The 25442-nt window shown below is 58.6% G+C and carries 24 protein-coding genes; 11 read left to right on the top strand and 13 right to left on the bottom strand.

Translation table 11 applies throughout. From position 1 onward, the window contains the following. Nucleotides 1-143: 143 nt before the first annotated feature. Complete coding sequence (locus P8S53_RS01805; RefSeq protein ID WP_277805463.1) at nt 144-1481, bottom strand: amidase; 1338 nt, start codon at nt 1479-1481, stop codon at nt 144-146. 145 nt (nt 1482-1626) lie between these two features. Here P8S53_RS01805 and P8S53_RS01800 point away from each other — a divergent pair, with 145 nt between their 5' ends. Then, on the top strand, nt 1627-2853 hold the full coding sequence (locus P8S53_RS01800; protein WP_277805462.1) for an FAD-dependent monooxygenase: 1227 nt from the start codon (nt 1627-1629) through the stop codon (nt 2851-2853). A 7-nt stretch (nt 2854-2860) separates the two neighbouring features. On the opposite strand, the gene P8S53_RS01795 is transcribed toward P8S53_RS01800, so the two are convergent. Beyond that, nucleotides 2861-3355 carry a VOC family protein gene (locus P8S53_RS01795; protein ID WP_277805461.1) on the bottom strand — a complete coding sequence of 165 codons (495 nt, stop codon included), beginning with the start codon at nt 3353-3355 and terminating at the stop codon, nt 2861-2863. A gap of 169 nt (nt 3356-3524) precedes the next feature. Between P8S53_RS01795 and msrA the strand changes: the two genes are divergently transcribed. Then, nucleotides 3525-4160 (top strand): peptide-methionine (S)-S-oxide reductase MsrA, encoded by a 636-nt coding sequence (gene msrA, locus P8S53_RS01790; RefSeq protein ID WP_277805460.1) that lies wholly within the window; start codon nt 3525-3527, stop codon nt 4158-4160. On the opposite strand, the gene P8S53_RS01785 is transcribed toward msrA, so the two are convergent. Beyond that, nucleotides 4140-5018: a ribokinase gene (locus tag P8S53_RS01785; RefSeq protein WP_277805459.1), complete on the bottom strand. Its 879-nt coding sequence runs from the start codon at nt 5016-5018 to the stop codon at nt 4140-4142. The two genes, msrA and P8S53_RS01785, sit on opposite strands and share 21 nt — an antisense overlap. Before the next feature lie 15 nt (nt 5019-5033). Continuing rightward, nucleotides 5034-7292 carry an NADP-dependent malic enzyme gene (locus P8S53_RS21260; RefSeq protein ID WP_306417819.1) on the bottom strand — a complete coding sequence of 753 codons (2259 nt, stop codon included), beginning with the start codon at nt 7290-7292 and terminating at the stop codon, nt 5034-5036. Between the two features lie 249 nt (nt 7293-7541). On the opposite strand from P8S53_RS21260, the gene mutS reads away from it, so the two are divergent. Then, nucleotides 7542-10151 (top strand): DNA mismatch repair protein MutS, encoded by a 2610-nt coding sequence (gene mutS / locus P8S53_RS01770; protein ID WP_306417855.1) that lies wholly within the window; start codon nt 7542-7544, stop codon nt 10149-10151. 36 nt (nt 10152-10187) lie between these two features. On the opposite strand, the gene P8S53_RS01765 is transcribed toward mutS, so the two are convergent. After that, entirely contained in the window at nt 10188-10772 is a 585-nt protein-coding gene (locus P8S53_RS01765; RefSeq protein ID WP_277805457.1) for a nucleotide exchange factor GrpE, read from the bottom strand. 14 nt (nt 10773-10786) lie between these two features. Continuing rightward, on the bottom strand, nt 10787-11866 hold the full coding sequence (gene hrcA, locus P8S53_RS01760; protein ID WP_277805456.1) for a heat-inducible transcriptional repressor HrcA: 1080 nt from the start codon (nt 11864-11866) through the stop codon (nt 10787-10789). Nucleotides 11867-12003: 137 nt separating this feature from the next. Here hrcA and rph point away from each other — a divergent pair, with 137 nt between their 5' ends. Genes rph through hemW form a run of 4 tightly spaced genes read left to right on the top strand, consistent with a single transcriptional unit; the run spans nt 12004 to nt 14854 of the window. Then, nucleotides 12004-12717, top strand: coding sequence for a ribonuclease PH (gene rph, locus P8S53_RS01755; protein WP_277805455.1), 714 nt, complete (start codon nt 12004-12006; stop codon nt 12715-12717). Next, entirely contained in the window at nt 12714-13322 is a 609-nt protein-coding gene (locus P8S53_RS01750; protein WP_277805454.1) for a non-canonical purine NTP pyrophosphatase, read from the top strand. Before rph ends, P8S53_RS01750 begins: the two co-directional genes overlap by 4 nt. Continuing rightward, the gene (locus P8S53_RS01745) at nt 13319-13693 is read left to right on the top strand and encodes a RidA family protein (protein WP_277805453.1); all 375 of its coding nucleotides are present in this window, start codon (nt 13319-13321) and stop codon (nt 13691-13693) included. Before P8S53_RS01750 ends, P8S53_RS01745 begins: the two co-directional genes overlap by 4 nt. Nucleotides 13694-13696: 3 nt before the next feature. Next, nucleotides 13697-14854 (top strand): radical SAM family heme chaperone HemW, encoded by a 1158-nt coding sequence (gene hemW / locus P8S53_RS01740; protein WP_306417854.1) that lies wholly within the window; start codon nt 13697-13699, stop codon nt 14852-14854. On the opposite strand, the gene P8S53_RS01735 is transcribed toward hemW, so the two are convergent. From P8S53_RS01735 to P8S53_RS01705, 7 genes are all read right to left on the bottom strand, one after another. After that, complete coding sequence (locus P8S53_RS01735) at nt 14844-15734, bottom strand: ParB/RepB/Spo0J family partition protein (protein ID WP_277805451.1); 891 nt, start codon at nt 15732-15734, stop codon at nt 14844-14846. The genes hemW and P8S53_RS01735 overlap by 11 nt on opposite strands. Continuing rightward, nucleotides 15731-16546, bottom strand: coding sequence for a ParA family protein (locus P8S53_RS01730; protein WP_277805450.1), 816 nt, complete (start codon nt 16544-16546; stop codon nt 15731-15733). Before P8S53_RS01730 ends, P8S53_RS01735 begins: the two co-directional genes overlap by 4 nt. Beyond that, nucleotides 16539-17156 (bottom strand): 16S rRNA (guanine(527)-N(7))-methyltransferase RsmG, encoded by a 618-nt coding sequence (rsmG, locus tag P8S53_RS01725; RefSeq protein ID WP_277805449.1) that lies wholly within the window; start codon nt 17154-17156, stop codon nt 16539-16541. Before rsmG ends, P8S53_RS01730 begins: the two co-directional genes overlap by 8 nt. Then, entirely contained in the window at nt 17153-19024 is a 1872-nt protein-coding gene (gene mnmG / locus P8S53_RS01720) for a tRNA uridine-5-carboxymethylaminomethyl(34) synthesis enzyme MnmG (RefSeq protein ID WP_277805448.1), read from the bottom strand. The genes rsmG and mnmG overlap by 4 nt, the downstream gene beginning before the upstream one ends. 2 nt (nt 19025-19026) lie before the next feature. Further along, the gene (gene mnmE, locus P8S53_RS01715; protein ID WP_277805447.1) at nt 19027-20313 is read right to left on the bottom strand and encodes a tRNA uridine-5-carboxymethylaminomethyl(34) synthesis GTPase MnmE; all 1287 of its coding nucleotides are present in this window, start codon (nt 20311-20313) and stop codon (nt 19027-19029) included. Nucleotides 20314-20323: 10 nt separating this feature from the next. Continuing rightward, nucleotides 20324-21622, bottom strand: a complete 1299-nt coding sequence (rho, locus tag P8S53_RS01710; RefSeq protein WP_277806668.1) for a transcription termination factor Rho — start codon at nt 21620-21622, stop codon at nt 20324-20326. Between the two features lie 145 nt (nt 21623-21767). Further along, a complete protein-coding gene (locus P8S53_RS01705; protein WP_277805446.1) occupies nt 21768-22208 on the bottom strand; it encodes a CopD family protein in 441 nt (146 codons plus the stop codon). 380 nt (nt 22209-22588) lie between these two features. Between P8S53_RS01705 and P8S53_RS01700 the strand changes: the two genes are divergently transcribed. Genes P8S53_RS01700 through dnaQ form a run of 4 tightly spaced genes read left to right on the top strand, consistent with a single transcriptional unit; the run spans nt 22589 to nt 25272 of the window. Continuing rightward, nucleotides 22589-23182, top strand: a complete 594-nt coding sequence (locus P8S53_RS01700; protein WP_277805445.1) for a nucleoside triphosphate pyrophosphatase — start codon at nt 22589-22591, stop codon at nt 23180-23182. Next, nucleotides 23179-24009: a shikimate dehydrogenase gene (locus P8S53_RS01695; protein WP_277805444.1), complete on the top strand. Its 831-nt coding sequence runs from the start codon at nt 23179-23181 to the stop codon at nt 24007-24009. Before P8S53_RS01700 ends, P8S53_RS01695 begins: the two co-directional genes overlap by 4 nt. Continuing rightward, nucleotides 24006-24590: a dephospho-CoA kinase gene (gene coaE, locus P8S53_RS01690; protein WP_277805443.1), complete on the top strand. Its 585-nt coding sequence runs from the start codon at nt 24006-24008 to the stop codon at nt 24588-24590. The genes P8S53_RS01695 and coaE overlap by 4 nt, the downstream gene beginning before the upstream one ends. Then, entirely contained in the window at nt 24583-25272 is a 690-nt protein-coding gene (gene dnaQ, locus P8S53_RS01685; RefSeq protein WP_277805442.1) for a DNA polymerase III subunit epsilon, read from the top strand. The genes coaE and dnaQ overlap by 8 nt, the downstream gene beginning before the upstream one ends. The last annotated feature ends 170 nt before the right edge of the window (nt 25273-25442 follow it).

Below are 25442 nucleotides of genomic sequence, written 5' to 3'. Positions count from 1 at the left end.
TGCCAATAACCCCGCGAAATTGTGGCATTTTCGTAGATCACATAGCGGCACCACTATATATGGCGGCAAGCAATGGCATTACCCGCTATGGGTTGGGTGCGGTCCGTCGCATCGTCAGATCAGGCAAAATCCTTGCGCGCCTGCTACGCCGCTGCCAGCGCTGTTTCTGCCGCCGCCCCAAGGCGCAACAGGCGATCATCCGCCATGGGCGGGCACATCAGGCTTATGCCAGCAGACGGCACACCCGTGGGCAGTGTCAGCGCGCACAGCCCCAGCATATTGCCAATGCGCGTGTTGCGCAGTGTCAGCAGGTTTTCAGTGGTGAAATAGGCATGATCATCCATCAGGCGCTGCGCGTTGGGCGGCATATTGGGCGCGGTTGGCAACAGCACCGCATCATATCCGGCAGTTTGCGCCAGATATGTCGCGCGGTGGCGCGACAACGCGTCCCATGCCGCAATATAGTCACTGGCCAAATGGTCCCGACCGGACCGGAAACGCTCCAGCACCGGCGCGAACATAACTTCGGGCGCCGCTTCGATCTGGTCGCGCCAGACAGCGTAACATTCCGGCGTGTAAATGATCGCAGACAGCGCCAAGGCATCGCTGACACAGGGCAATGATGTGCGCGTAATCTGGGCACCCGCGCGGGCCAGCGTATCAACCGCCGCTTCAAAGGCTTGCGCAGGCATATCACGAATACCGTCGAATGGCGCACCATCCAGCACCAGAAACCGCCGCCCCGACAGGCTGGCGCCGCGCAAATCGGGTGCGGGGCGGTGTTCCATCGCGGCAAGAACCAGCGCGCAATCCTCGACACTGCGGGCCAGCGGGCCGGCGGTGTCGAATTTCGGCGCAAGCGGCACCACGCCTTGCAACGTCAGCCGCCCATGCGTGGTTTTCAAACCGACCAGATCATTCCACGCCGCAGGAATACGCACCGAACCGCCCGTGTCGGACCCGATGGCCACTGCCGCCAGCCCGAAGGCCACCGACGCGGCCGCCCCTGATGAGCTGCCCCCCGGCACGGCGTCAGGGTCATTCACACAAGGCGGCGTGGCAGTCACCGGATTAAGCCCCAGACCGGAATAGGCAAATTCCGTCTGATGTGTTTTGCCCAGACAAATGGTCCCTGCGCGCGTCATGGTCTGCAACAAGGCCGCGTCATGGTCGGGCACACGGCCCTTCAGCACCGCAGACCCGCTTTCGGTGGCCACACCTGCGGTGTCGAACAGGTCTTTCCACGACAGGGCCACACCATCCAGCAGATGACGTCGCAAACCGGCGCGGGCGCGGTCGCGCGCGGCAATCGCGTCATCCAGCGCGCGACTTTCGGTCAGGCGGGCGTAAATGCGCGCCCCTGCGGAATGTGCCTTGATGGCCGCAAGATAGGCTTCGGTCAGGGCAAGCGGGCACAGATCCCCCGCATCAATGGCGCGTCCCTGATCTGCGGCGGGTCTGGTCAGCCAGTCTTCGGTCATGGTGCGGTGTCCTTGATTTTTGCATGCCGCCGGGGGCTGTCTGCCCCCGGACCCCCAGAGAGTATTTTGCGCAAGATGAAATGGGAACCGCAAATTTGGCGCTTTGCCGCATGGACAAGTCTGTGCGCCATGCCATAATTGCGCCATGACATATGATGCTGATATTTTAATCGTAGGCGGGGGGCTGAATGGCCCGTCACTGGCGCTGGCACTGGCACAGGGCGGCTTGCGGGTGACCGTAATTGATGCCCTGCCGCGCGACACGCGCGAAGGCGTGGAATTTGACGGGCGCGCCTATGCGCTGGCACTGGCATCGACGCGCGTTCTGGACGGGATCGGCATTTGGGACGCGGTGGCCACCGAGGCGCAGCCCATCTTGCAGATCAAGGCCAGCGACGGGCGTGCAGGCGAAGGGGCGGCACCGTTCTTTCTGCATTTCGATCATGCCGAGATTGAAGAAGGCCCCATGGGCCATATGCTGGAAGACCGCTATCTGCGCCGCGCGTTGCTGGCTGCTATGGATGACAGCCCCAATATTACCCAGATCGAGGGGCGCCGTGTAATCGCGCAGGACGTGGATGCCAATGGGGTAAGCGCCACCACCGATGACGGACAGGTATTGCGCGCGCGTATTCTGGTGGGCTGCGACGGGCGCGACAGTGCCGTGGCGCAGCGCGCACGCATCAAACGCACCGGCTGGGAGTATGGGCAAACCGCGCTGGTATGTGCCATTGCGCATGATCACCCGCATCACGGCTGCGCGCATCAGTTCTTCATGCCCGCAGGCCCGCTTGCCATTCTGCCCCTGCCCGGCAACCGGTCGTCTATTGTCTGGAGCGAACGCACAGACACCGCCGCTGAAATCCACGCCATGAATGATGCCGATTATCTGGATGCCCTGCGCCCGCGCTTTGGCGATTTTTTGGGCGATATCGCGCTGGCGGGCAAGCGCTTTGCCTATCCGCTGCGCCTGACCATTGCCAACAGCTTTATCGGGCCGCGTCTGGCACTGGTGGGCGATGCCGCGCATGGCATGCACCCGATTGCAGGTCAGGGGTTCAATTTCGGCCTGCGCGATGTCGCAGCCCTGGCCGAGGTATTGATACTGGCCGCGCGGCGTGGCGAAGATATTGCAAGCCCAATTGTGCTGGAACGCTACCAACAATGGCGGCGGTTTGACACCATGATGATGGCGGTGGGCACAGACAGTGTGAACCGGCTGTTTTCCAATGATTCCGCGCTGATGCGCGGCGTGCGGGGCTTGGGCATGGGGGTTGTGCAATCCCTGCCGGGGCTGCGCCGCCGCTTCATCCGCGAAGCGGCCGGGCTTACAGGTGATCTGCCCCGCCTGATGCGCGGCCTGCCTATCTAGGCCGCTGTCACGCAGTGTCCGCCAAGGCCAGAAGTGCGCTAACATCCAGCCGCGCATTGCCCATTTTCAACCCTCCCGCCGCATCGCGGGGCCAGTGCTGACGGGGGCGGTCGACATAAATCTCGACCCCGTTTCCGTCGGGGTCGCGGAAATACAGCGCTTCGGACACACCGTGATCGGCAGCGCCATCCAGTTGCACGCCCGCTTGCACAACACGCCTCAGCGCCTGTGCCAGTGACACCCTGTCGGGATACAGCACCGCCAGATGATACAGCCCCGCATGCCCGGAAGGGGCCGGTGCCGCGCCCGCGCTGTGCCATGTATTCAGGCCAATATGATGATGATACCCGTCCGCACCCATAAAGGCCGCCTGCGTGCCGTATCGCTGGGTTACGTCAAACCCCAACAGCCGGTAAAATTCAACAGCGCGGTCCAGATCGGCGACTTTCAGGTGAACATGGCCGATCATGGGGCCAGTGCGGGGTTCAGATTTTCCACTCATGACTTGTCCTTTCTGTGCTGCAAGACACATATGATGCGTGGGTCAGATCGGGAATTGGCGATTTCCACGCAGACAATGTGCGCTTTTCACCCTCTTGTGATACCTGTCCCCGTACATTTCGGGATTTCGCAACGTAGTATTTATGAACCTATAGCAAAGGATACCGGACATGAGGTTACACGCTTTCGCATTCTGGCTGATCGCCACACTTGCCCCCGCCCTGCCCGCCGCCGCGCAACAGGTCCAGACCGCCATTGTCGCGGGCGGGTGTTTCTGGTGCGTGGAATCCGATTTCCGGCGCGTTGATGGCGTGGTCGATGTGCGCGTCGGCTTCACCGGCGGCACAACGCCTGATCCCATTTATGAAGATGTTGCGCGCGGACGAACCGACCATATAGAAGCGGCCATCATCAGCTTTGACCCCGCGCGCGTAAGTTACGACCAGATCCTGCATATGTTCATGCGCTCCATTGATCCGCTGGATGCGGGCGGGCAATTCTGTGACCGGGGCGCGCATTACTCGACCGCCATTTTCGCGACACCTGATCAGACCGAACAGGCGAATGCCGCAATCGCTGCGGCACAAAGCGAGCTTGGCCGGAACGTCGTCACGCCCGTGCGCGAGGCAACGGCTTTCTACGAGGCGGATGATTTCCACCAGAATTACGCCAATTCGGCGGAACGCACATTGACACGTTTCGGCTGGATCGAACGGCGCGTCGCCTACAAAAGCTACCGCGAGGGCTGCGGCCGTGACCAGCGCGTGCGCGAAGTCTGGGGCAGTTCAGCCGCCTTCGCCAGCTAGGGCATCAATCTGCGCGCGGCTGGGCATTGCGGAGGCCGCACCCGCGCGCGACACCTGCAACGCCGCAGCGCATGCTGCAAATTTCATCGCATCGGCAGGGCCTTTCCCGTCTGACAATGCGGCAACCAACGCCCCTGCAAAACAATCGCCTGCGCCCGTGGTATCCAGCACCGGAACCGAAAGCGCAGGAACAAATATTTCAGCGCGTCCCTTGCCGTGCCAGCTTGCCCCTTTGGCGCCATGCGTGACGACCACGTTCTCCACAGGCAAATCCGCTATCGCCACGCCCAGCGCATCCTGCAATTGCTGCGCCTCTATGTCGTTCATCATCAGCATGGACACAAAAGGCAAAACCGCCTGCACCGCATCAGCCGAAAAAGGTGCTGCCGAATAGACAACCTTCATGCCAGCGGCCGCAGCGGCGGCGGCAATTTCAGGCTGCCACGCAGTTTCATTCTGCATCAGCAGGAAATCCCCTGCACCTGCACCCTTTAGTGCTGTCAGCAAGGGATCAAGCGCCAGCGCATGATTGGCCCCGCCATGCAGCACAATGGCATTCTCTCCCGACTGGTCGACCATGATAATTGCATGTCCCGTGGCACCGTCCAACACCTGCACGCCGCCGCAGTCAACACCGTAGCCCGTCATCACATCGCGCATATCCAGCCCGTCTGCGCCGATCGCGCCCAGATGGCGCACCGTTGCGCCCGCACGCGCCGCTGCAACCGACTGGTTCGCGCCCTTGCCCCCCAGCTGCACCGTGTAATCACGACTGGCCAGCGTTTCGCCTGCATATGGCAGGTGATCCAGCCTGTGCACATGGTCGATATTGATTGACCCGAAATTCCAGATTTGCATACCCTGCTCCATTATTCAGACAATCTCGCAACTGGCCATCACGGCCATGTTCACAATGTCACTGACTGTGGACCCTGTTGAACATATCTGGATGGGTTTTGGCGCGCCTGCAAGAATTGGGCCAATCACTGTCGCCCCCGCCATTTCCTGCATCAGCTTCACACTGATCGACGCAGAATGCCGCGCAGGAACCACCAGAATATTTGCCGGACCCGTCAGGCGCGAAAACGGGTAATGCGCGGCAGCCTTGGGGTTCAGCGCCACATCCACAGTCATTTCGCCTTCATATTCGAAATCCACGCCGCGCGCGTCCAGAATGCGCGGCGCAAGGTGCATCTTCTCGGCACGTTCTGACACCGGATAGCCGAATGTCGAGAAGCTGACAAAGGCCACGCGCGGCTCCAGCCCCAGATGCCGCGCCACAGATGCCGCGCGCGTGGCGATATCGGCAAGGTCCGTCTCGGACGGCCATTCATGCACCAATGTGTCGGCAATCAACACAATCCGGCCCTTGTGCAACAGCGCTGTCACGCCCACCGCGCCATCTTGTGCGCGCGCGTCGAAAACATGGTTGATCAGCCCCAGAACATGGGCGGATTTGCGCGTGGCACCCGTGACCAGCGCATCGCCATGCCCATGGGCCAGCATCAGCGCCGCAAATACATGACGGTTGCGCGCGGCCAGTCGGTGAACATCCTTCTGGTCATGCCCCTGACGTTGCAGGCGCGCATACAGATAGTCCTTATACGTTTCCAGATGGCGTGTGTTTCCGGCATTCACCACCGTCAGTTCGCGCACCGCATCACCCAGGCCCTCGGCCTCCAGCTTGGCGCGGACATCATCATCACGCCCCACAACCAGCGCCTGCCCATAGCCGCCACGCTGATAGGCCACGGCAGCCCGCAAAACCCGCTCATCATCACCTTCGGCAAAAATCATGCGCGATTGTGCCTGCTTTGCCCGCGCATGGATGGATTGCAAGATGCTGGCGGTCGGGTCCATCCGCGCCTTCAGCGACTGCACATAGGCGTCCATATCCACAATGGGCCGCCGCGCCACGCCGGTTTTCATCCCGGCCTTGGCCACCGCGGGGGGAATTGTATAGATCAATCGCGGGTCAAACGGTGTGGGAATAATATAATCCCGCCCGAAACTCAGCTTGCGCCCGTAAGCCATGGCAACCTCATCAGGCACATCCTCGCGCGCCAGTTCAGCAAGCGCGCGCGCGCAGGCGATCTTCATCTCGTCATTGATGGCGCGCGCATTGATGTCCAGCGCGCCCCGAAACAGATACGGGAACCCCAGCACATTGTTCACCTGATTGGGGTAGTCACTGCGCCCCGTTGCAACAATCGCATCGGCACGCACGGACTGCGCTTCTTCCGGTGTGATTTCGGGGTCGGGGTTTGCCATCGCAAAAATGACCGGATTGTCCGCCATGGCCGCAACCATCGCGGGCGTCACCGCGCCCTTGGCCGACACGCCCAGAAACACATCCGCGCCCACCATCGCATCTTCCAGCGTGCGCGCATCGGTGCGCGCGGCATGCGCGGATTTCCACTGGTTCATCCCCTCGGTCCGGCCCTGCCAGATCACACCCTTGGTGTCGCACATTATGCAATTATCGTGCAGCGCGCCCATGGATTTGATCAACTCCAGACAGGCAATCCCCGCAGCGCCCGCCCCGTTCAGAACAATCTTGCAGTCCTCAATCTTCTTGCCCGACAATTCCAGCGCATTGATCAGACCAGCGGCACAAATCACGGCAGTGCCATGCTGGTCATCATGGAATACCGGAATATCCATGATCTCCTTCAACCGGCTTTCAATGATAAAGCATTCCGGCGCCTTGATATCTTCCAGATTAATCCCGCCAAAGGTCGGGCCCATCAGTCTGACCGCATTGATAATCTCGTCGGGGTCTTCTGTATCCAGCAAGATATCAATCGCGTTCACATCCGCGAAGCGCTTGAACAGCACTGCCTTGCCTTCCATCACGGGCTTGGACGCCAGCGCACCAAGGTTCCCCATCCCCAGAATGGCCGTGCCGTTCGACACCACGGCCACCATATTGCCCTTGGTGGTGTAATCATACGCCGCCTGCGGATCATCCGCGATGGCCTGAACAGGAATCGCCACACCGGGGCTATAGGCCAGCGACAGATCCGCTTGCGTGGCCATCGGCTTTGACGCGGTGATTTCATATTTGCCGGGCGTGGGCGCGTGATGATAGGCCAAGGCCTCTTCGGCAGTGAACTTCGATTTGCGGGACATGGGTGCGGCTCCTCCTGAATGCGACCCTCATAACCAGTTGAACGGCTGTGGTAAACAAAGGGAATGGCGCTGCGCGCGCTTTCAATGCCCTGTTTCAGTCTGGCTCAAATATCCGCAGGGGGTGAATTGCGCGCGCCCCGCGCGCAAGAGGGGGCGCGCGCGCCCCCTTTCCCCCGCCCGCGCCTTTCGTTACCTTCCCGCAAACAGCCCCACAAGGAACATCCCCCCGTGAGCGACACCGTCACCCCCATGATGGCCCAATACCTGCAAGTCAAACAGCAGCACCCAGAGGCGCTGTTGTTCTACCGCATGGGCGATTTCTATGAATTGTTCTTTGATGATGCCATCGCCGCCGCTGCCGCCCTTGATATTGCCCTGACCAAACGCGGCAAGCATCTGGGCAAGGACATCGCCATGTGCGGCGTGCCCCATCATGCCGCCGAAGGGTATCTGCTGACACTTATCCGCAAAGGGTTTCGCGTGGCCATCGCCGAGCAGATGGAAACCCCCGAACAGGCCAGGAAACGCGGCTACAAATCGGTGGTGCAGCGCGATGTCGTGCGCCTTGTCACCCCCGGCACCCTGACCGAGGATTCGCTTCTTGATGCGCGGCGCCACAACTTTCTCGCCGCGTTCATCGAATTGCGCGATGAGGGGGCGCTGGCATGGGCCGACATATCCACCGGGCAGGTGCGCGTCATGCCCTGCACCCGCATGCGCCTTGGCCCCGAACTCGCGCGGCTTGCCCCGCGTGAAATACTGGTCAGCGACACACAGGCGGAAACCCTGCGCGAAATTGCCGATGATATGGGTGCGGCCCTGACACCGCTTGCCCCTGCCAGTTTCGACAGTCAGGCTGCGGAAAAGCGCCTGTGTGATCTCTACAAGGTGCAAACCCTTGACGGTTTTGGCCAGTTCAGCCGCGCGGAACGTGCGGCCCTTGGGGGGCTGGTCGATTATCTGGACCTGACCCAGCGTGGTAAACTGCCGCTGCTGCACCCGCCCGCCCACGACGCTGCCGGTGATCTTGTCCAGATTGACGCCGCCACCCGCCGCAATCTGGAACTGACACAATCGCTGACAGGCGGGCGTGATGGCGCGCTTTTGCATGTCATCGACCGCACAGTAACATCTGCTGGCGCGCGGTTGCTGGAACGGCGGCTGTCATCGCCCTCGGCACGGCTGGACACAATCCTTGAGCGTCAGACCGCCGTGACCTTCCTGCACACCCACACCCGCCTTCGCGATGATCTGCGCGCCTCGCTGTCCGAAGTGCCTGATCTGGACCGCGCCCTGTCGCGGCTGGCGCTTGACCGCGCCGGACCGCGCGACATGGCCGCCATTCGCAACACCCTGACACAAGCCATCGAAATCGACGCTCTTCTTGCCAAACACACGGCCCCTGACTTGCTGTCAGATGCAGCAGGCGCGCTGACAGGGCACGACCGGCTGCTGGACTTGCTGGACGCAGCCCTTGTGGCCGAACCGCCACTTCTGGCGCGCGACGGCGGCTTTATCGCACCTGGTCATGACACGGACCTGGACGAGGCCCGCAAGCTACGCGACGAAGGGCGCAGCGTGATTGCGCAAATGCAGGCCGAATATGCGCAAGATACCGGCATCACGTCGCTAAAAATAAAGCATAACAATGTGCTGGGTTATTTCATCGAAGTCACCAGCACGCATGCGGACCGCATGCTGTCCGATCCGCTGTCTGCGCGCTATATCCACCGCCAGACCACCGCCAATCAGGTGCGGTTCACCACGGTCGATCTGTCGGAAATGGAAACCCGCATCCTGAATGCCGGCTCCCGCGCGCTGGAAATTGAAAAGCGCCTGTTTGCGCAGCTGCGCGACGCCATTCTGGCCAGCGCAGACCAACTGGCCCGAACCGCCCGCGCGCTGGCCGAGATTGACCTTGCGGCCGCGCTGGCCGATCTGGCGCTGGCGCGCAACTGGTGCGCGCCACGTCTGGACACATCGCGCGCCTTTACCGTGACGGGCGGCCGCCATCCGGTGGTCGAATCTGCACTGGCGCGCAGCGGCGGCACGTTCATTGCAAATGATTGCGAACTTGGTGCCACTGACGGTGCGGCAATCTGGCTGCTGACGGGTCCCAACATGGCGGGTAAATCCACCTTTCTGCGCCAGAACGCCCTGATTGCCATTCTGGCGCAAATGGGCGCATGGGTGCCCGCGACCGATGCGCATATCGGCCTTGTCAGTCAGGTTTTCAGCCGCGTGGGGGCCAGCGACGATCTGGCGCGCGGGCGGTCAACCTTCATGGTTGAAATGGTCGAAACCGCCGCGATCCTTAATCAGGCCGATGATCGCGCGCTGGTCATTCTGGACGAAATCGGGCGCGGCACGGCCACCTATGACGGGCTGTCGATTGCATGGGCCACACTGGAACATCTGCATGACGTGAACCGCACCCGCGCGCTGTTTGCCACCCATTACCACGAAATGACCGCCCTTGCTGGCCGGTTGCCCGGCGTGGAAAACGCCACCGTTACTGTCAAGGAATGGGAAGGCGAAGTCATCTTCCTGCACGAAGTCAAACGTGGCGCCGCCGATCGCAGCTACGGGGTGCAAGTCGCGCGTCTGGCGGGGCTGCCCGACAGTGTCATCATCCGCGCCCGCGAAGTTCTGTCCGCGCTGGAGCAAGGCGAAGGCGGCAAAAACCCCAAGGCCGTAATTGATGACCTGCCGCTGTTCTCGGCCGCGCGCGCCCCTGCATCGCAGCCCGCAAAAACAAACCCCGCCACAGAAAAGCTCGTCCAGATTAACCCGGACGAGCTGTCACCAAAACAGGCGCTGGATTTGTTGTATGAACTGAAATCCCTAAGTCAGACATAGATTTCATCTTGCCAGAAATACTCAGTAACCGGTGCGTTACCCTGCTGGCGTCGATGAAACGCCCACATGCGCGGGCCGCAACAGCTGTTCATACAGCTTGAAGCCATCCGCCATGACCTGAATGATCTGCCCTGCCTTGAAATCCGGAACCGGCGCTTCAAACATGGCCTGATGTGCATGCGGGTCGAACATATCGCCCACTTCGGGGCTGATGCGTTCAACACCGTGTTTCTGCATCACATTCGTCAGTTCGCGCAGGGTCAGTTCCACACCTTCAACCAGACCACCAGCGGCGCTGCGCGTGTCTTCGGTCACGGCATTCAGGGCGCGCGACAGGTTGTCATAGACCGGCAGAATATCCCGCGCGATCTTGGACCCGCCATAAAGCTGCGCATCGCGGCGGTCTTTTTCAGCGCGCTTGCGGCTGTTTTCAGCCTCGGCCAGGGCGCGCATCATGCGGTCACGCATTTCATCGCGCTGGGTGCGCAGGGTTTCAAGTTCCGCTTCCAGTGCCAGATACGGGTCCACATCCTCAGGCGTATCTGCCTGTTGCTCGGGCGTCTGATCCTGTGAAAATTCCGTTTCGGTTTCCGGATGCAGTGTCGGTTTCGGCTCGGCCATCTTTTTACTTTCCTTCACTCTGCCTGCCGGTCGGACAGGATCCGGCCAACAAGCTGCGCAGTATAATCCACAATCGGCACAATCCGCCCGTAATTCAGCCGCGTAGGACCGATCACGCCGACAGCGCCAATAATCTTGCGTTCTGCGTTCATATAAGGGGAAACCACCAGACTTGAACCCGTAAGCGAAAAAAGTCTGTTTTCTGCCCCGATAAAAATGCGCACGCCTTCGCCCTGTTCAGTGAGTTCCAGAAATTCCGCAATATCACGCTTGCGTTCCAGATCATCGAACAGGGTCCGAATGCGGTCGATATCTTCAGTGCCAGCCCCTTCGTCAAGCAGATTCGCGCGCCCGCGCACAATCAGGCGTTCCTGCGGTTCACCCTCATTTTCCCATATCGCAAGCCCCTGTTCCACAAGGGTCGCGGCCAGCACGTCAATTTCACGGCGGTTGCGGCTGATTTCGCGGCGAAACCGCCCCAGAAGCTGGGAAACGCTTGCGCCTTCCACCATGGAATTCAGGTAATTCGCAGCCTCGCGCAGCGCCGATGGGGTCAGCCCGCGCGGCGGGGTGAACACGCGGTTTTCAACATGCCCGTCCACAAAAACCAGCACGACCAAGGCCCGTTCGGGGGCAAGACTGACAAATTCGATATGGCGCAGCGCCGCTTCATGCTTGGGCGATAACACCAATGATGCGCCATGTGTCACACCACTAAGCGCACCACCCACCGCATCCAGCAAACTGGACACATCGCGTTCATTGCTGCCCATGGTGCTGTCCAGTTTGGCGCGGTCGGCATTGTCCAGGGGTGCCACTTCCAAAAGCGAATCCACGAACAACCGCAGGCCCAGATTCGTGGGCACCCGCCCCGCCGACACATGCGGACTGTCCAGCAGGCCCAGATATTCCAGATCCTGCATCACATTGCGCACCGTTGCGGCGGACACTTTTTCATTCATGTCGCGGGTCAGGCTGCGCGACCCGACAGGCGCGCCCGTTCCCAGATAGGATTCCACCACCCTGCGAAACACCTCGCGAGAGCGCGCATTCATTTCAGACAGAAGTTCAGCAGAGCTTCGTATTTCAGACATGGGCCACCTTATGGCGGATGCTGGTTAAGAACATCATAAATCGACTTGAAAACAGCACATAATTCAAGGGGTATCAGGCTTGCACACGGCCTATGCGTGCTTGTATGCGTGACACGAAACAGCAAAGGACATTTGGCATGCGCCCCTCTGGACGTGAACTAGACACTTTACGCGAAATTTCAATCGAACCCAATGTGACCAAACATGCCGAAGGGTCATGCCTGATCACGGTCGGCGACACCAAGGTGATTTGCACCGCATCACTGGAAGATCGCACACCGCCCTTTTTGCGCAACACTGGTCTGGGTTGGGTCACCGCAGAATACGGCATGCTGCCACGGTCGACCAATACGCGGATGCGCCGCGAATCTGCATCTGGCAAGCAGCAAGGTAGAACTGTTGAAATTCAACGGCTTATTGGCCGTTCCTTGCGCGCCTGCGTGGACCGTTCCGCGCTTGGTGAACGCCAGATCACCATTGACTGCGATGTTATTCAGGCCGATGGCGGCACGCGCTGCGCAGCCATCACCGGTGGCTGGGTTGCCTTGCGGCTGGCAGTCAACAAACTGCTGAAGGCAGGCGACGTCGTGTCAGATCCCATCACCGACCATCTGGCGGCTGTCAGCTGTGGAATCTATGCAGGCCAGCCCGTGCTGGATCTGGATTATGCCGAAGACAGCACCGCAGGCGTTGACGGAAACTTTATCCTGCTGGGGTCCGGCAGGCTGGTCGAAGTGCAGATGAGCGCTGAGGGCGCAACTTTTTCCCGCACTGAAATGAACACACTGATGGATCTTGCCGAAAAAGGCGTCAGCGAACTGGTCGCCGCGCAGAAAGCTGCGATCGTATGAGGGCGTTTTCCGAAACCGCCCTGCTGGTTGCCACCCATAACGCGGGCAAACTGGATGAGTTCCGCCAGATCATGGGACCATTGGGTATTTCGGTGACATCGGCGGCAGAACATGCGCTGCCCGAACCGCCCGAGACTGAAACCAGTTTTATCGGCAATGCGCGGATCAAGGCACATGCTGCCGCGCAAGCCACCGGCCTGCCCGCACTGGCCGACGATTCCGGACTGGAAGTCATGGCGCTGGACGGCGCACCCGGCGTTTACACTGCCGATTGGGCGGAAACCCCGAACGGGCGTGATTTCATTATGGCAATGGAAAAAACCCATGCCAAACTTTTGGAATGCGGCGCGCCCCAACCATGGCGGGCGCGGTTTTGCTGCACATTGGTTCTGGCATGGCCTGACGGCCATGACGAAGTGTTTGAAGGGTTCGTCAACGGCCAGCTTGTCTGGCCTTATCGCGGCCAGACCGGCCACGGATACGACCCCATGTTCCAGCCTGATGGCTGCTCCCGCACCTTCGCGGAAATGACGCCAGATGAAAAAAACGCGCTTTCCCATCGCGGCGTAGCCATCGCCGCCCTTCTGAAAGGATGTTTCACGTGAAACGCATCTCGACCGGATCGCCATTTGAAAAAACCATGGGCTATAGCCGCGCTGTGGTCAAAGGGGATTGGTGCTTCGTATCCGGTGTGACTGGCTATGATTATGCCACCATGACAATGCCCGAAAGCGTCGCCGATCAGGCCCGCAACTGTTTTGCCACCATCGCCAAGGCACTGTCTGAAGGGGGCTTTACGATGGATGATATTGTGCGCGTGCAATACACCCTGACCGATGCCGCCCTGCTGGACGCCTTGCTGCCCGCCCTGGGCGAGGCGATGGGCGACATTCGCCCTGCTGCCACAATGGTTATCGCCGGTCTGATCAAGCCCGAAATGCTGATCGAGATCGAAGTGACCGCCCTGAAAGGCTGAATGATGCAAGACTGGCAGAATGGCGGCTTTGGCCTGTATATTCATTGGCCCTTCTGCCAGTCGAAATGCCCCTATTGCGATTTCAACAGCCATGTTGCCGCGCATATAGACCAGCGCGCATGGGCCACGGCCTACTTGTCGGAAATTGACCGCATCGCGCTGACAACCGGCGACCGCTTGCTGAACACGGTTTTTTTCGGCGGCGGCACCCCCAGCCTGATGGACCCCGAGACCGTCGCCGCCCTGCTGGAACGTATCCGCGCCCGCTGGACAACCGCCAATGATTTCGAAGTGACGCTGGAAGCAAACCCGTCATCGGTCGAAGCGGGGCGCTTTCGCGCCTATGCCAGCGCGGGCGTCAACCGCATTTCCATGGGCATTCAGGCCCTGAATGATGCGGATCTAAAACGCCTTGGCCGCCTGCACTCCGTGGCCGAAGGGCGTGCTGCATTCGATATTGCGCGCGCGACCTTTGATCGTGTCAGTTTCGACCTGATCTATGCGCGGCAATTCCAGACATTGGCACAATGGCGCGAAGAATTAAGTCAGGCGCTGTCCATGGCGGTTGATCATCTGTCGCTGTATCAACTGACCATCGAATCCGGCACGGCATTCGGCGCGCGCCATGCACAAGGTGGGCTTAAGGGCCTGCCCGATGATGAAATTTCAGCAGATATGTATATGATAACGCAAGAAATCTGCGATGCGCATAATATGCCCGCCTATGAAATTTCCAACCATGCCCGCGACGGCGCGCAATCACGCCATAACCTGATTTACTGGCGCTATGGTGATTATGCGGGCATCGGTCCCGGCGCACATGGGCGGCTGACAATGCACAACGCCCGCATCGCCACGCAAACGCCCCTGCAACCCCAAACATGGCTGGATCAGGTCAACACCGCAGGCCACGGCGAAAGCCCGCACCAGACCATACCCCGCGATGAACAGGCGCTGGAATATCTGATGATGTCACTGCGTTTGACCGAAGGCGCTGATGTTAAGCGATATCAAACACTTGCAGGGCAGCCCCTGCCCGTAAACCGCATTGAATCGCTTGTTGCTGACGGGTTCATGACCAAAAGCGGCGACCGCATTGCCGCAACGGCAACAGGACGCCCCATATTAAACGCCCTGCTGCGTGAACTGCTTATACAATAGGGTTGCCCAGAACCTTGCACAGGCGGTCCATTTCATCCATCGACCGGTATTTGATAACCACCTGCCCCTTGCCGTCGCCGTCATAGGTAATATCGACAGGTAGTTTCAGCGCCGCGGACAGATCGTTTTGCAAGGCGATAAGATCGGCATCTTTTTCGTTCTTGCGCGTTGCGGATTTCTTGGCGGTGGCAGAGTCGGGCTTCTTTACCAAAGCTTCCGTCTGGCGCACGCTTAGCCCTTCAGCCACAACCTTGCGGGCAAGTGTGGACGGCAGATCAGCCGTGATCAAGGCGCGCGCATGGCCAGCACTTAACCGCCCCTCTCTCAGCATGGCCTGAACATCGTCGGGCAATGTCAGCAAGCGCATCAGGTTCGCAATATGCGAGCGGCTTTTCCCCATCGCTTCGGCCAGTTTTTCCTGCGTATGGCCAAACCGTTCAATCAACTGCCGATACCCCATCGCCTCTTCGACAGGGTTCAGGTCTGCACGCTGGATATTCTCAATAATCGCGATTTCCAACACTTCTGTGTCAGTAAAATCCCGAATGATTACAGGCACTTCATGCACTTGCGCACGCTGCGCCGCCCGCCAGCGCCGCTCGCCCGCGATAATTTCAAACATATCACCCTTTGGCCGGACAATCAGCGGCTGGATGACACCCTTTTCCTTGATCGAGGCCGCAAGTTCCGCCAGTGCGGTGTCGTCAAAATGCCGTCGGGGCTGGTCCGGGTTTGGCACCAGCTTTTCAACCGGCATGTCCTGATCACGGGTTTTGGGTGCGCTCTGCGTGCCTTCATTCTGCGCGGTTGCGGCCACATCGGCCATCAGCGCGGACAAACCGCGCCCCAATCCGCGACGTTCTGGCTTACGTTCGGTCATGATACTGCCCTTTCCCCCAGGGTTTTATTATGTTTTTCCAGCAACTCTTGTGCAAGCTGCCGATAGGCCAAGGCCCCTTTCGACTGCGTGTCATAGCGCAGAACCGGCACCGCGTATGACGGCGCCTCGCTTATGCGGACATTGCGGGGCACGATCGTCTTGAAAACAAGGTCACCCAGATTTCCACGCGCATCTTCTTCAACCTGCTGTGCCAGATTGTTGCGCTTGTCATACATCGTCAGCAAAATACCCTCTATCCGAAGGCTTGGGTTAGCGGTGTCGCGCAATTCGCGGATCGTCAGCATAAGCTGCGACAACCCCTCCAGCGCGAAGAATTCAGCCTGCAAGGGCACAAGAACCGAATGCGACGCGACCATCGCATTCACGGTCAGCAGGCTTAATGATGGCGGGCAGTCGATTAGAATGTAATCAAAGCCCTCATGAAAAATATCGGGCTGGCGCAGCGCATCATGCAGCAAATGCGACCGGCGCGCGCGCGACATCAACTCAATATCAGCCGAGGACAGATCAGTCGTTGCAGGCACAAGATACAGGCCATCCTGTTCTGTTTGCACAATAATTTTCTTGGCGGAAACTTCTGCAAAGATCAGATCATATGTCGTGTATTTTCGCGCACCGGGTTCGACACCCAGACCTGTGGACGCATTGCCTTGCGGATCAAGGTCAATCAAAAGGGTCCGCATACCCTGTTCTGCCAGGGCAGACGCAAGGTTGATCGCTGTTGTCGTCTTTCCCACCCCGCCTTTTTGGTTGGCAATCGCAATGATTCGGGTGGTTCCTGGATTAGACACGCGAAAGCTCCTTTATCTCTAGAAGGCGTGCCGCCGGATCGGTTTGGCTGATATGCGGTATAACGTCAAATTGCCAATCAGCGCGGGCGGCATCAACCTCTTCTTCCCATGTTTTTCCCTTTGGCAAAAGTGCTATTCCACCTTCGGCGACATGTCGCTTGACCCATGTCAGCAATTGCGGCAACGGGGCCAAAGCTCGGGCAGATACAACACCTGCGCCCAGCGGCAAAACACCCTCTGCCCGTTGGTCAAGGACAGTGAACCCTAAGCCCAATTCGCGCGCAACCACCATCAGGAACGCTGATTTGCGCTTGTCACTTTCAATCAGGGTAAAGCGGCAGTCCGGCATATGCTCTGCCGCGATGATTGCGCAAACCACGCCCGGCAAGCCGCCCCCCGACCCCAGATCAACCCAATGCGTAACAGTTTGCGGCGCAAGCCCGAAAACCTGCGCCGAATCCTCGATATGTCGTTGCCACAGGGTTGGAATCGTCGCGGGCGCAACCAGATTAATCTTGCTGTTCCATTTCGCAAGCAGATCCGCATAGGCCCTCAGGCGGTCCAATGTTTCACGTGAAACATCGACACCTGCAAATGTCTGGCCCGTCATGCGGAAATGCGCTTTTCGTGTTGCTGCATCCGCGACAGCAGCAAAACCAGCGCCGCAGGTGTCATGCCCTCTATTCTGGCTGCGTGTGCAAGGGTTTCAGGCTGCGCACGGCATAACTTTCCAACCAGTTCATTGGACAAACCGCTGACGCTGCCAAAGTCAAAACCATCGGGAAATTTACGATGCTCATCTGCCTTCAAGGCCCTGATCTGCGCATCCTGCCGTTCAAGATAGGCGTGATAGACCATTTCCTTCTCAAGCTGCGCTTTGGTGCTGTGGTCAATATTCACCAGTTCCGGCGCAAGCTGTTCCAGTGCGGCAAAATCGAAACCCGACAAGCCCAGCAATGTCAGCGCGTCGCGCCTGACGCCATCTTCACTGACCTTATGGCCATGGGCGTTCAAATGACGAGAGGTGAAAGTGACCGCGCGCATTCGGGCGCGGGCGGCGTCCAGCCGTTCAATCTTGTCCTGAAACGCCGCTTTGCGGTTGTCGGACACACAGCCAAGTTCCAGCCCGATCGGGGTCAGGCGCTGATCGGCATTGTCTACGCGCAGCGACAATCGATATTCGGCACGCGATGTGAACATGCGATACGGCTCTGCCACGCCACGGACAATAAGGTCATCAATCATGACACCGATATAGCTGTCTGCGCGGCTGAAACTAACGGGCGCGCGCCCTTGGGCGTTCAGCGCCGCATTCAACCCTGCAACCAGCCCCTGCGCACCGGCCTCTTCGTATCCGGTTGTTCCATTGATCTGCCCCGCCAGATAAAACCCACCTAACGCCTTGAGTTGCAGGGATGATTTCAACGCGCGTGGGTCAAGGTAATCATATTCAATCGCATAGCCCGGCTGGATAATCCGCACACCTTCCAGCCCCGTAATGGTGCGAACATAGGCTTCCTGAACCTCTGCTGGCAGGGATGTCGATATTCCGTTTGGATAGACGGTATCATCATCCAGCCCTTCCGGTTCCAGAAAGACCTGATGCGCATCCTTATCTGCAAACCGGGTAATCTTATCTTCAATCGAAGGGCAATAGCGCGGTCCAACCCCTTCGATCTGGCCGCCATACATGGCCGACCGCGACAGGTTTTCACGCACAATATCATGCGTTCGGGTATTCGTGTGGGTGATTGCGCAGGATACCTGACCGGCTATCACCCCTGTCGTCTGGAAGGACAGGAATTCAGGCGCGTCATCCCCCGGTTGGGATTCCAGCTTATCCCAAGCTATTGTTTTTCCGTCCAATCGTGGCGGGGTTCCGGTTTTCAAGCGCCCCATCGGCAGGCCGAGCCCGCGCAACTGTTGCGCCAGAATGCTGGACGCCGCATTTCCCATACGTCCCGCGGGATAGGTTACATCACCGATGAAAACCTTGCCGCCCAGGAAGGTGCCGGTTGTCAGAACAACGGATTTTGCAAATATATCCGTTTCGGAATTCAACTGGACCCCGACAACCGTGTCGCCCTTCAGCAGCAGCGATGTCACTTCGCCCTCAACAACGTTTAACCCGTCAGTCGCCAGAACCGCCTGACCAACGAACTGCCGGTAGCGCTTGCGGTCGGCCTGAACCCTTGGCCCCTGAACGGCTGGCCCTTTGGACCGGTTCAACAGCCGGTATTGAATCGCGGCAAAATCACCAGCGCGTCCCATCAGCCCATCCAGCGCGTCAATCTCGCGGACCAAATGCCCCTTGCCCAGCCCGCCAATCGCGGGGTTGCAGGACATGACACCAAGGTCATCCTTGCGAAACGTGACAAGCGCCGTCTGCGCACCCATGCGGGCCGCCGCCAATGCAGCTTCTGTTCCGGCATGACCGCCGCCAATAACAATGACATCGTAATGTTTCACGTGAAACACTCCTACTTGCCGATACAGAAGGAACTGAAGATATCCCCCAACAGATCCTCGACATCAATTTTGCCGATCAGCGAATCAAGCGCATTTATCGTTTGTCGAATATCCGCCGCTAACAATTCTGCGATATAATCCTGTGCATGCAGTTTATCAATCGCTTCAGCCAAGGCTGATTGCGCAGATATCATCGCCTGCTGATGTCTGCGGCGCACGGTCACGCCATCACGGGCGACGCGTTGGGACAGTTCATGCGTTATGCGTTGCAACAGCGCATCAAGACCCTGCCCCGTCACGCCGGACACGCCGCCAGACACGTTCGGGTACAAATCTGCCTTGCTGAACATGACAATATCACCGGGCAATGCATCTACAGGGGGTGGTACATTCGGCGAATCACACAATATAAGCCGAAAATCGGCATCTTTTGCGCGTTTTTGCCCACGCTCTATGCCGATGGATTCAATCTGCTCATCTGTGTGACGCAAGCCCGCTGTGTCCAGCAGCGTAACGGCAAACCCGCCGATATCCATGCGCAATTCGATCACATCGCGGGTTGTTCCCGCAATATCGGATGTGATGGCCGCATCGCGCCCCGCCAATGCGTTTAACAGCGTGGATTTTCCGGCATTGACCGAACCGATGATTGCAATTTCAAAGCCCGTCTGCACACGTTCGCGCGCACCCTGCCCCGCCAATTCCGCCTGAAGCTGGTTTTGCACGGACTGAAGTTCGGCCAGAATTTGATCATCCCAGTTTCCAACATCTTCTTCGACAAAATCTATGCCTGCCTCGACCAGCGCTGCGGCCTTCAGCAGATGGGCGCGCCAGCCATTCACAAGCCTGCCTATCGCGCCGTCCAGCACCCGCAATGCTTGCCTGCGCTGGCTTTCGGTTTCCGCATCCAGCAGGTCGCTTAGCCCTTCTACCTGCGTCAGATCCATGACGCCGTTTTCCAGCGCGCGGCGGGTGAATTCGCCTGCCTGTGCCAGTCGCAGCCCGTGATCTTGCGCCAAGCAGGATTCAACCGCCGAAACGGTTGCTAAGCTTCCATGAACCATAAGTTCTGCAACATCCTCGCCGGTGAAGCTAGCGCCCTTGGCAAAGGCAATAACAAGCCCGTGGTCCAGCAATTCACCCGCCTGATTTACAATCTTGCGCAAGGCGGCCTGTCGATATGGCGGCACATCCCCTGCGACCGCGCGCAGAACGTCATGCGCGCGTGGGCCAGACAGGCGAATGACCGCGATGCCCGATTTCCCGCGGGCAGAGGCCAGCGCGAAAATCGTATCCATCGCGGCCCCCTTATGTGTTCATAGAATCGAAGAAATCGCTGTTTGTCTTGGTTTGCTTCAGCTTGGATATCAGGAACTCGATCGCATCTGTTGTGCCCATCGGGTTCAGGATACGGCGCAAGACAAAGGTTTTCTGAAGGTCAATCTTCTCGACCAGCAGTTCCTCTTTCCGGGTGCCCGATTTCAGAATATCAATCGCGGGGAATACGCGCTTGTCCGCTACTTTGCGGTCCAGCACGATTTCACTGTTACCGGTGCCTTTGAATTCTTCAAAGATCACTTCATCCATGCGCGAGCCGGTGTCGATCAGGGCAGTTGCAATAATGGTCAGTGACCCTCCTTCTTCGATGTTGCGTGCGGCCCCAAAGAAGCGCTTGGGGCGCTGTAGGGCGTTCGCATCGACACCACCGGTCAGAACCTTGCCAGAGCTGGGCACAACCGTGTTAAATGCGCGCCCAAGGCGGGTGATCGAATCCAGCAAGATGACAACATCGCGTTTGTGTTCCACAAGGCGCTTGGCCTTTTCAATGACCATTTCAGACACAGCAACGTGCCGCGTCGCCGGCTCATCAAAGGTCGAGGCGATCACCTCTCCTTTGACGGAGCGTTGCATGTCTGTCACCTCTTCCGGGCGCTCGTCGATCAGCAGAACGATAAGGTAGCAATCAGGGTGGTTCTTCTCGATGCTGTGGGCGATGTTTTGCAGCAGAACGGTTTTACCAGTGCGCGGCGGCGCAACAATCAGGGCGCGCTGCCCTTTACCCAAGGGTGACACAATATCAATGATCCGCGCCGACCGGTCCTTGGTGGCAGGATCGCTTGTTTCCATCCACAGGCGTTCATCAGGGTAAAGTGGCGTCAGGTTGTCGAAATGAACCTTGTGACGGGCCATTTCCGGGCCGTCGAAATTGATCTGCGTGACTTTGGTGATCGCGAAATAGCGTTCATTTTCGGCCGGTGCCTGAATTTCGCCTTCGATTGTGTCACCACTGCGCAGCGAATACTGCCGGATCATTTCAGGAGAGACATAAATATCATCTGGTCCGGGCAGATAGTTCGCCTCGGGTGAACGCAGAAACCCGAACCCGTCTTGCAACACTTCGATCACGCCATCACCATAGATGGTCCAGCCTTCTTCGGCGCGTTCCTTCAGGATAGAAAACATCATCTCGCCCTTGCGCATGGACGGGGCGTTTTCAATTTCCAAATATTCGGCCATGGCCAGCAATTCGGCCGGGCTTTTCGCCTTCAGATCGGCCAGGTTAAGACTTCCAGCCTCTTCGGACTCGAATTCTTCATCGGGGGTCATGACATCAGACATGGAAAATCCTGCTTGCCCGCATACCCATATCACAGGGGTGGCGAGGTAATCGGTTGTTGTTTCACGTGAAACGCTGTTGCCGGACGGCATAGCAAATTTGCTATACACCCAAATGATGATTGAGTCAATCTGCCTAGAATTTCACAACCACCGACAAGACGATGACGACCATCAACACGGTCGGCACTTCGTTCATCATCCGGTAATTCCGGCCAGTCAGGGTGTTTTCACCCAAGGCAAAGATGCGGCGGCGTTTGGCACACCACATATGGAACCATGTCATGCCAATCAGGGCGAGAAACTTGCTATAGGGCCAGATCGCGCCAGTATCCAGAACCCATGGCATAGCAGCCAGTGTCAGCCCTGATGCCCATGCAACAATCATGGCGGGGTTCATGATCACGCGCAGCAGCTTTTCTTCCATAGTTTCAAACACGCGGTTCATATCCGCAGCGTCGCTGCCGCGTTCCACATGATAAACAAACAGCCGAGGCAGATAGAACAGGCCAGCCATCCAGCTGATGACTGCCATAATGTGCAACGCCTTGATCCAGGGATAGAGGGTCGAGAGCATTTTTTGGCCTTTCGATAGCTGTCTTCTAAATAATTAAAGAAATATAGAAAGGAAATGATGTTGTTAGTAGGGCCTGTTGATATGGGGATAAGATTGTTATCCACACTTATACACACAGGCTGGAAAGCTGCGTAGAGGTGGTTGATATAAGTTTTTATATTTAATATCAGTATATTAATTTAGAACAAAAACAGAATATCTGAAATTCCGAAGATCGCTTGTATATTTATCCACATGCCGGGAATTGCTGCATCCACATGTGGATTTTTCGGCATGGACCCTTGCATGGTGGTGGGTAAGATGACAGCACAGCCCCGATAACGGGGTTACCCAACCTTTGTTCATTGGTTTCATGGCAGGATTCACACAAGGTTATCCACATGTCGTTTATTCTGGCTTCCGGTTCCGGTATTCGTGCGCAAATGCTGCGCAACGCGGGCCTTGATGTTGATGTGCAGCCCGCGCGCGTGGATGAAGCCGCAATCCGCGATGCGCTGCTGATGGAAGGGGCAAGCCCGCGCGACGTGGCCGATACGCTGGCCGAAAGCAAGGCGCGCAAAGTGGCGGGACGCAGACCGGAGTCGTATGTGCTTGGCTGCGACCAGATTCTGTCATTCAAGGGGGCGTGCCTGGAAAAACCCGAAACCGAACAAGCTGCCCGCGATCAATTGCTGCAACTGCGCGGACAAACGCACCAGCTTTTGTCGGCGGCGGTGTTGTATAGCGGCGGCGAGCCTGTCTGGCGACATGTCGGTGTCGCGCGGTTGACGATGCGGCCGTTTTCAGACAGCTTTCTGGACAGCTATATCGCGCGCAACTGGCCCGGCATATCCGAGTCTGTCGGCGCCTATAAGCTGGAGGAGGAGGGCGTGCGCCTGTTTGCGCAGGTGCAGGGCGATTATTTCACCATACTCGGCCTGCCTTTGTTGGAATTGTTGAATTATCTGTCCTTGCGCGGGGTGATCGAGGGATGAGTAAGATACCACTGGCCGGCGTTATCGGCAGCCCGATCGGGCATAGCAAATCGCCGCTGGTGCATGGGTCATGGCTGCGTGAACATGGCCTGCGCGGGCATTATGTGCCCTTGCATGTTGATGCGCAGGATCTGGAACCAGTGTTACGGGCCTTGCCGCATATGGGGTTTGTTGGTGTCAATGTCACCATACCGCATAAGGAAAAGGTGCTTGCGCTGGCTGATGACATCTCGGAAGTGGCTGCGCGCATCGGGGCGGCCAATACGCTGACATTTGGCCCTGACGGGCGTATTCACGCCGATAATACAGATGGTTACGGGTTTTTAGCCAATTTGCGGCAATCCGCGCCCGATTGGCGGCCTGATGCCGCGCCAGCGTTGGTTCTGGGCGCAGGCGGTGCCGCGCGGGCCATCATTGTGGCGCTTTTGGATGCAGGCGTTCCGCAAATACGGCTGTGCAACCGGACCCGTACGCGGGCAGAGGGGTTGGCGCGCGAATTCGGGCCGAATGTTGTGGTGCGCGACTGGAAGGGCCGCGCACAGGCGCTGGATGATCTGGGTTTGTTGGTGAACACATCGTCATTGGGGATGGTGGGAAACCCCGCCTTGGACATGCCTCTTGATGGCCTGTCGCCCGGGGCATTGGTCACCGATATTGTTTACACACCGCTGATGACCGACCTATTGCAACACGCACAGCAGCGCGGAAACCCTGTTGTTGACGGGGTGGGCATGTTGTTGCATCAGGCGGTTCCGGGCTTTGAGCGCTGGTTCGGGCACAGACCCGAAGTAACGGACACCCTGCGCGCATTGGTGTTGGGCCAATGACGCCCTATGTGCTGGGCCTGACGGGGTCCATTGGCATGGGAAAATCAACCACAGCGCAAATGTTTCGCGACGAAGCTGTGCCGGTATGGGACGCAGACGCGGCAGTGCATGCGCTTTATGCGAAGGGTGGCGCGGCCGTGGAACCTGTGGGCGCGTTATGCCCGCAAGCGGTGGTGAATGGCGCGATTGACCGTGCGCGGCTGAAGCGCTGGATTGCACAGGACAGCACGGCCCTACACCGGCTGGAGGGGGTGGTGCACCCGCTGGTTGCTGCCGACAGGGCCGCGTTCATTGCGTGCACAGATGCCCCTTTGGTGGTGCTGGATGTGCCGCTGCTGCTGGAAGGGGGCACGCCGGTTGATGGCGTTCTGGTTGTGACCGCCCCGCCAGATGTTCAACGCGCCCGCGTGCTGGCCCGCGATGGTATGACGCCGGAGCAATTCGACATGATCATGTCGCGCCAGATGCCAGATGCGGAAAAACGTGCGCGCGCGGATTTTGTCATTGAAACGGTTGATATGGACAGCACGCGTGCCAAAGTGCGTGATGTGATTGCGAAATTGGGGGCAAGTGATGCGTGAATTGGTGATGGACACCGAAACCACAGGGTTTGAACCCACCGAAGGGCACCGGATTGTCGAAATTGGTGTGGTGGAACTGGTGAACCTGATGCCCACGGGGAATACCTATCACCAGTATATCAACCCCGAACGCCCCATGCCGAAAGAAGCATTCGACGTGCACGGGCTGGGCGATGAGTTTCTGCGCGACAAGCCGGTATTCAAGCATATTGTGCAGGATTTTCTGGCCTTTATCGGGGACGACCGGCTGGTGATCCACAATGCCAGTTTTGATATGCGGTTCATCAATGCCGAACTGGGCTGGCTGAATCTACCCCCCCTGCCTGATGACCGCGCCTTTGACACGCTAAGTCTGGCGCGCAAGAAATTTCCCGGCTCGCCCGCGTCGCTGGATGCGCTGTGCCGCCGGTTTTCCATCGACAATTCGTCGCGTACTCTGCACGGCGCGCTGTTGGACAGTGAAATTCTGGCAGAGGTGTATCTGGAACTTCTGGGCGGGCAACAGCCCGATTTCGGGCTTAGTTCATCATCCGGCAGTGCCAGTGCCAACCAGTCACGCCAGCCCCTTCCAAAGCGCGCGACGCCCCTGCCCCCGCGCCTAAGCGAGGACGAGCGCACCGCGCATGCCGCTTTTGTGCAAGCTATGGGCGATGGCGCGATCTGGCGGAAATACGGGGGGTGATTGGCCCGAAGGGGACGCCAAAGGCGCGGAATCAAGGCCGAAGGCCGCCGCGTCATCGGTGGGCCGTCCCGCGGCCTGCCGATTTGGCTGATGGCAGGCCAAGCCTATGATCTTGGGAGTATGCAGCCCGAACAAAGTGCATTCTTATAGCGTCGGATCGGCAGACCCCG

Source organism: Roseinatronobacter sp. S2, assembly GCF_029581395.1.
Classification (GTDB): domain Bacteria; phylum Pseudomonadota; class Alphaproteobacteria; order Rhodobacterales; family Rhodobacteraceae; genus Roseinatronobacter.
The sequence above is the reverse complement of the archived record's forward strand: the minus strand, read 5'-3'. Positions and strand labels throughout refer to the sequence as shown.

Coding starts and splice junctions, on each gene's coding strand:
- P8S53_RS01805 (WP_277805463.1), bottom strand. CDS start 1,481: ATGACCGAAGACTGGCTGACCAGACCCGCCGCAGATCAGGGACGCGCC.
- P8S53_RS01800 (WP_277805462.1), top strand. CDS start 1,627: ATGACATATGATGCTGATATTTTAATCGTAGGCGGGGGGCTGAATGGC.
- P8S53_RS01795 (WP_277805461.1), bottom strand. CDS start 3,355: ATGAGTGGAAAATCTGAACCCCGCACTGGCCCCATGATCGGCCATGTT.
- msrA (WP_277805460.1), top strand. CDS start 3,525: ATGAGGTTACACGCTTTCGCATTCTGGCTGATCGCCACACTTGCCCCC.
- P8S53_RS01785 (WP_277805459.1), bottom strand. CDS start 5,018: ATGCAAATCTGGAATTTCGGGTCAATCAATATCGACCATGTGCACAGG.
- P8S53_RS21260 (WP_306417819.1), bottom strand. CDS start 7,292: ATGTCCCGCAAATCGAAGTTCACTGCCGAAGAGGCCTTGGCCTATCAT.
- mutS (WP_306417855.1), top strand. CDS start 7,542: ATGATGGCCCAATACCTGCAAGTCAAACAGCAGCACCCAGAGGCGCTG.
- P8S53_RS01765 (WP_277805457.1), bottom strand. CDS start 10,772: ATGGCCGAGCCGAAACCGACACTGCATCCGGAAACCGAAACGGAATTT.
- hrcA (WP_277805456.1), bottom strand. CDS start 11,866: ATGTCTGAAATACGAAGCTCTGCTGAACTTCTGTCTGAAATGAATGCG.
- rph (WP_277805455.1), top strand. CDS start 12,004: ATGCGCCCCTCTGGACGTGAACTAGACACTTTACGCGAAATTTCAATC.
- P8S53_RS01750 (WP_277805454.1), top strand. CDS start 12,714: ATGAGGGCGTTTTCCGAAACCGCCCTGCTGGTTGCCACCCATAACGCG.
- hemW (WP_306417854.1), top strand. CDS start 13,697: ATGCAAGACTGGCAGAATGGCGGCTTTGGCCTGTATATTCATTGGCCC.
- P8S53_RS01735 (WP_277805451.1), bottom strand. CDS start 15,734: ATGACCGAACGTAAGCCAGAACGTCGCGGATTGGGGCGCGGTTTGTCC.
- rsmG (WP_277805449.1), bottom strand. CDS start 17,156: ATGACGGGCCAGACATTTGCAGGTGTCGATGTTTCACGTGAAACATTG.
- mnmE (WP_277805447.1), bottom strand. CDS start 20,313: ATGGATACGATTTTCGCGCTGGCCTCTGCCCGCGGGAAATCGGGCATC.
- rho (WP_277806668.1), bottom strand. CDS start 21,622: ATGACCCCCGATGAAGAATTCGAGTCCGAAGAGGCTGGAAGTCTTAAC.
- P8S53_RS01705 (WP_277805446.1), bottom strand. CDS start 22,208: ATGCTCTCGACCCTCTATCCCTGGATCAAGGCGTTGCACATTATGGCA.
- P8S53_RS01700 (WP_277805445.1), top strand. CDS start 22,589: ATGTCGTTTATTCTGGCTTCCGGTTCCGGTATTCGTGCGCAAATGCTG.
- P8S53_RS01695 (WP_277805444.1), top strand. CDS start 23,179: ATGAGTAAGATACCACTGGCCGGCGTTATCGGCAGCCCGATCGGGCAT.
- coaE (WP_277805443.1), top strand. CDS start 24,006: ATGACGCCCTATGTGCTGGGCCTGACGGGGTCCATTGGCATGGGAAAA.
- dnaQ (WP_277805442.1), top strand. CDS start 24,583: ATGCGTGAATTGGTGATGGACACCGAAACCACAGGGTTTGAACCCACC.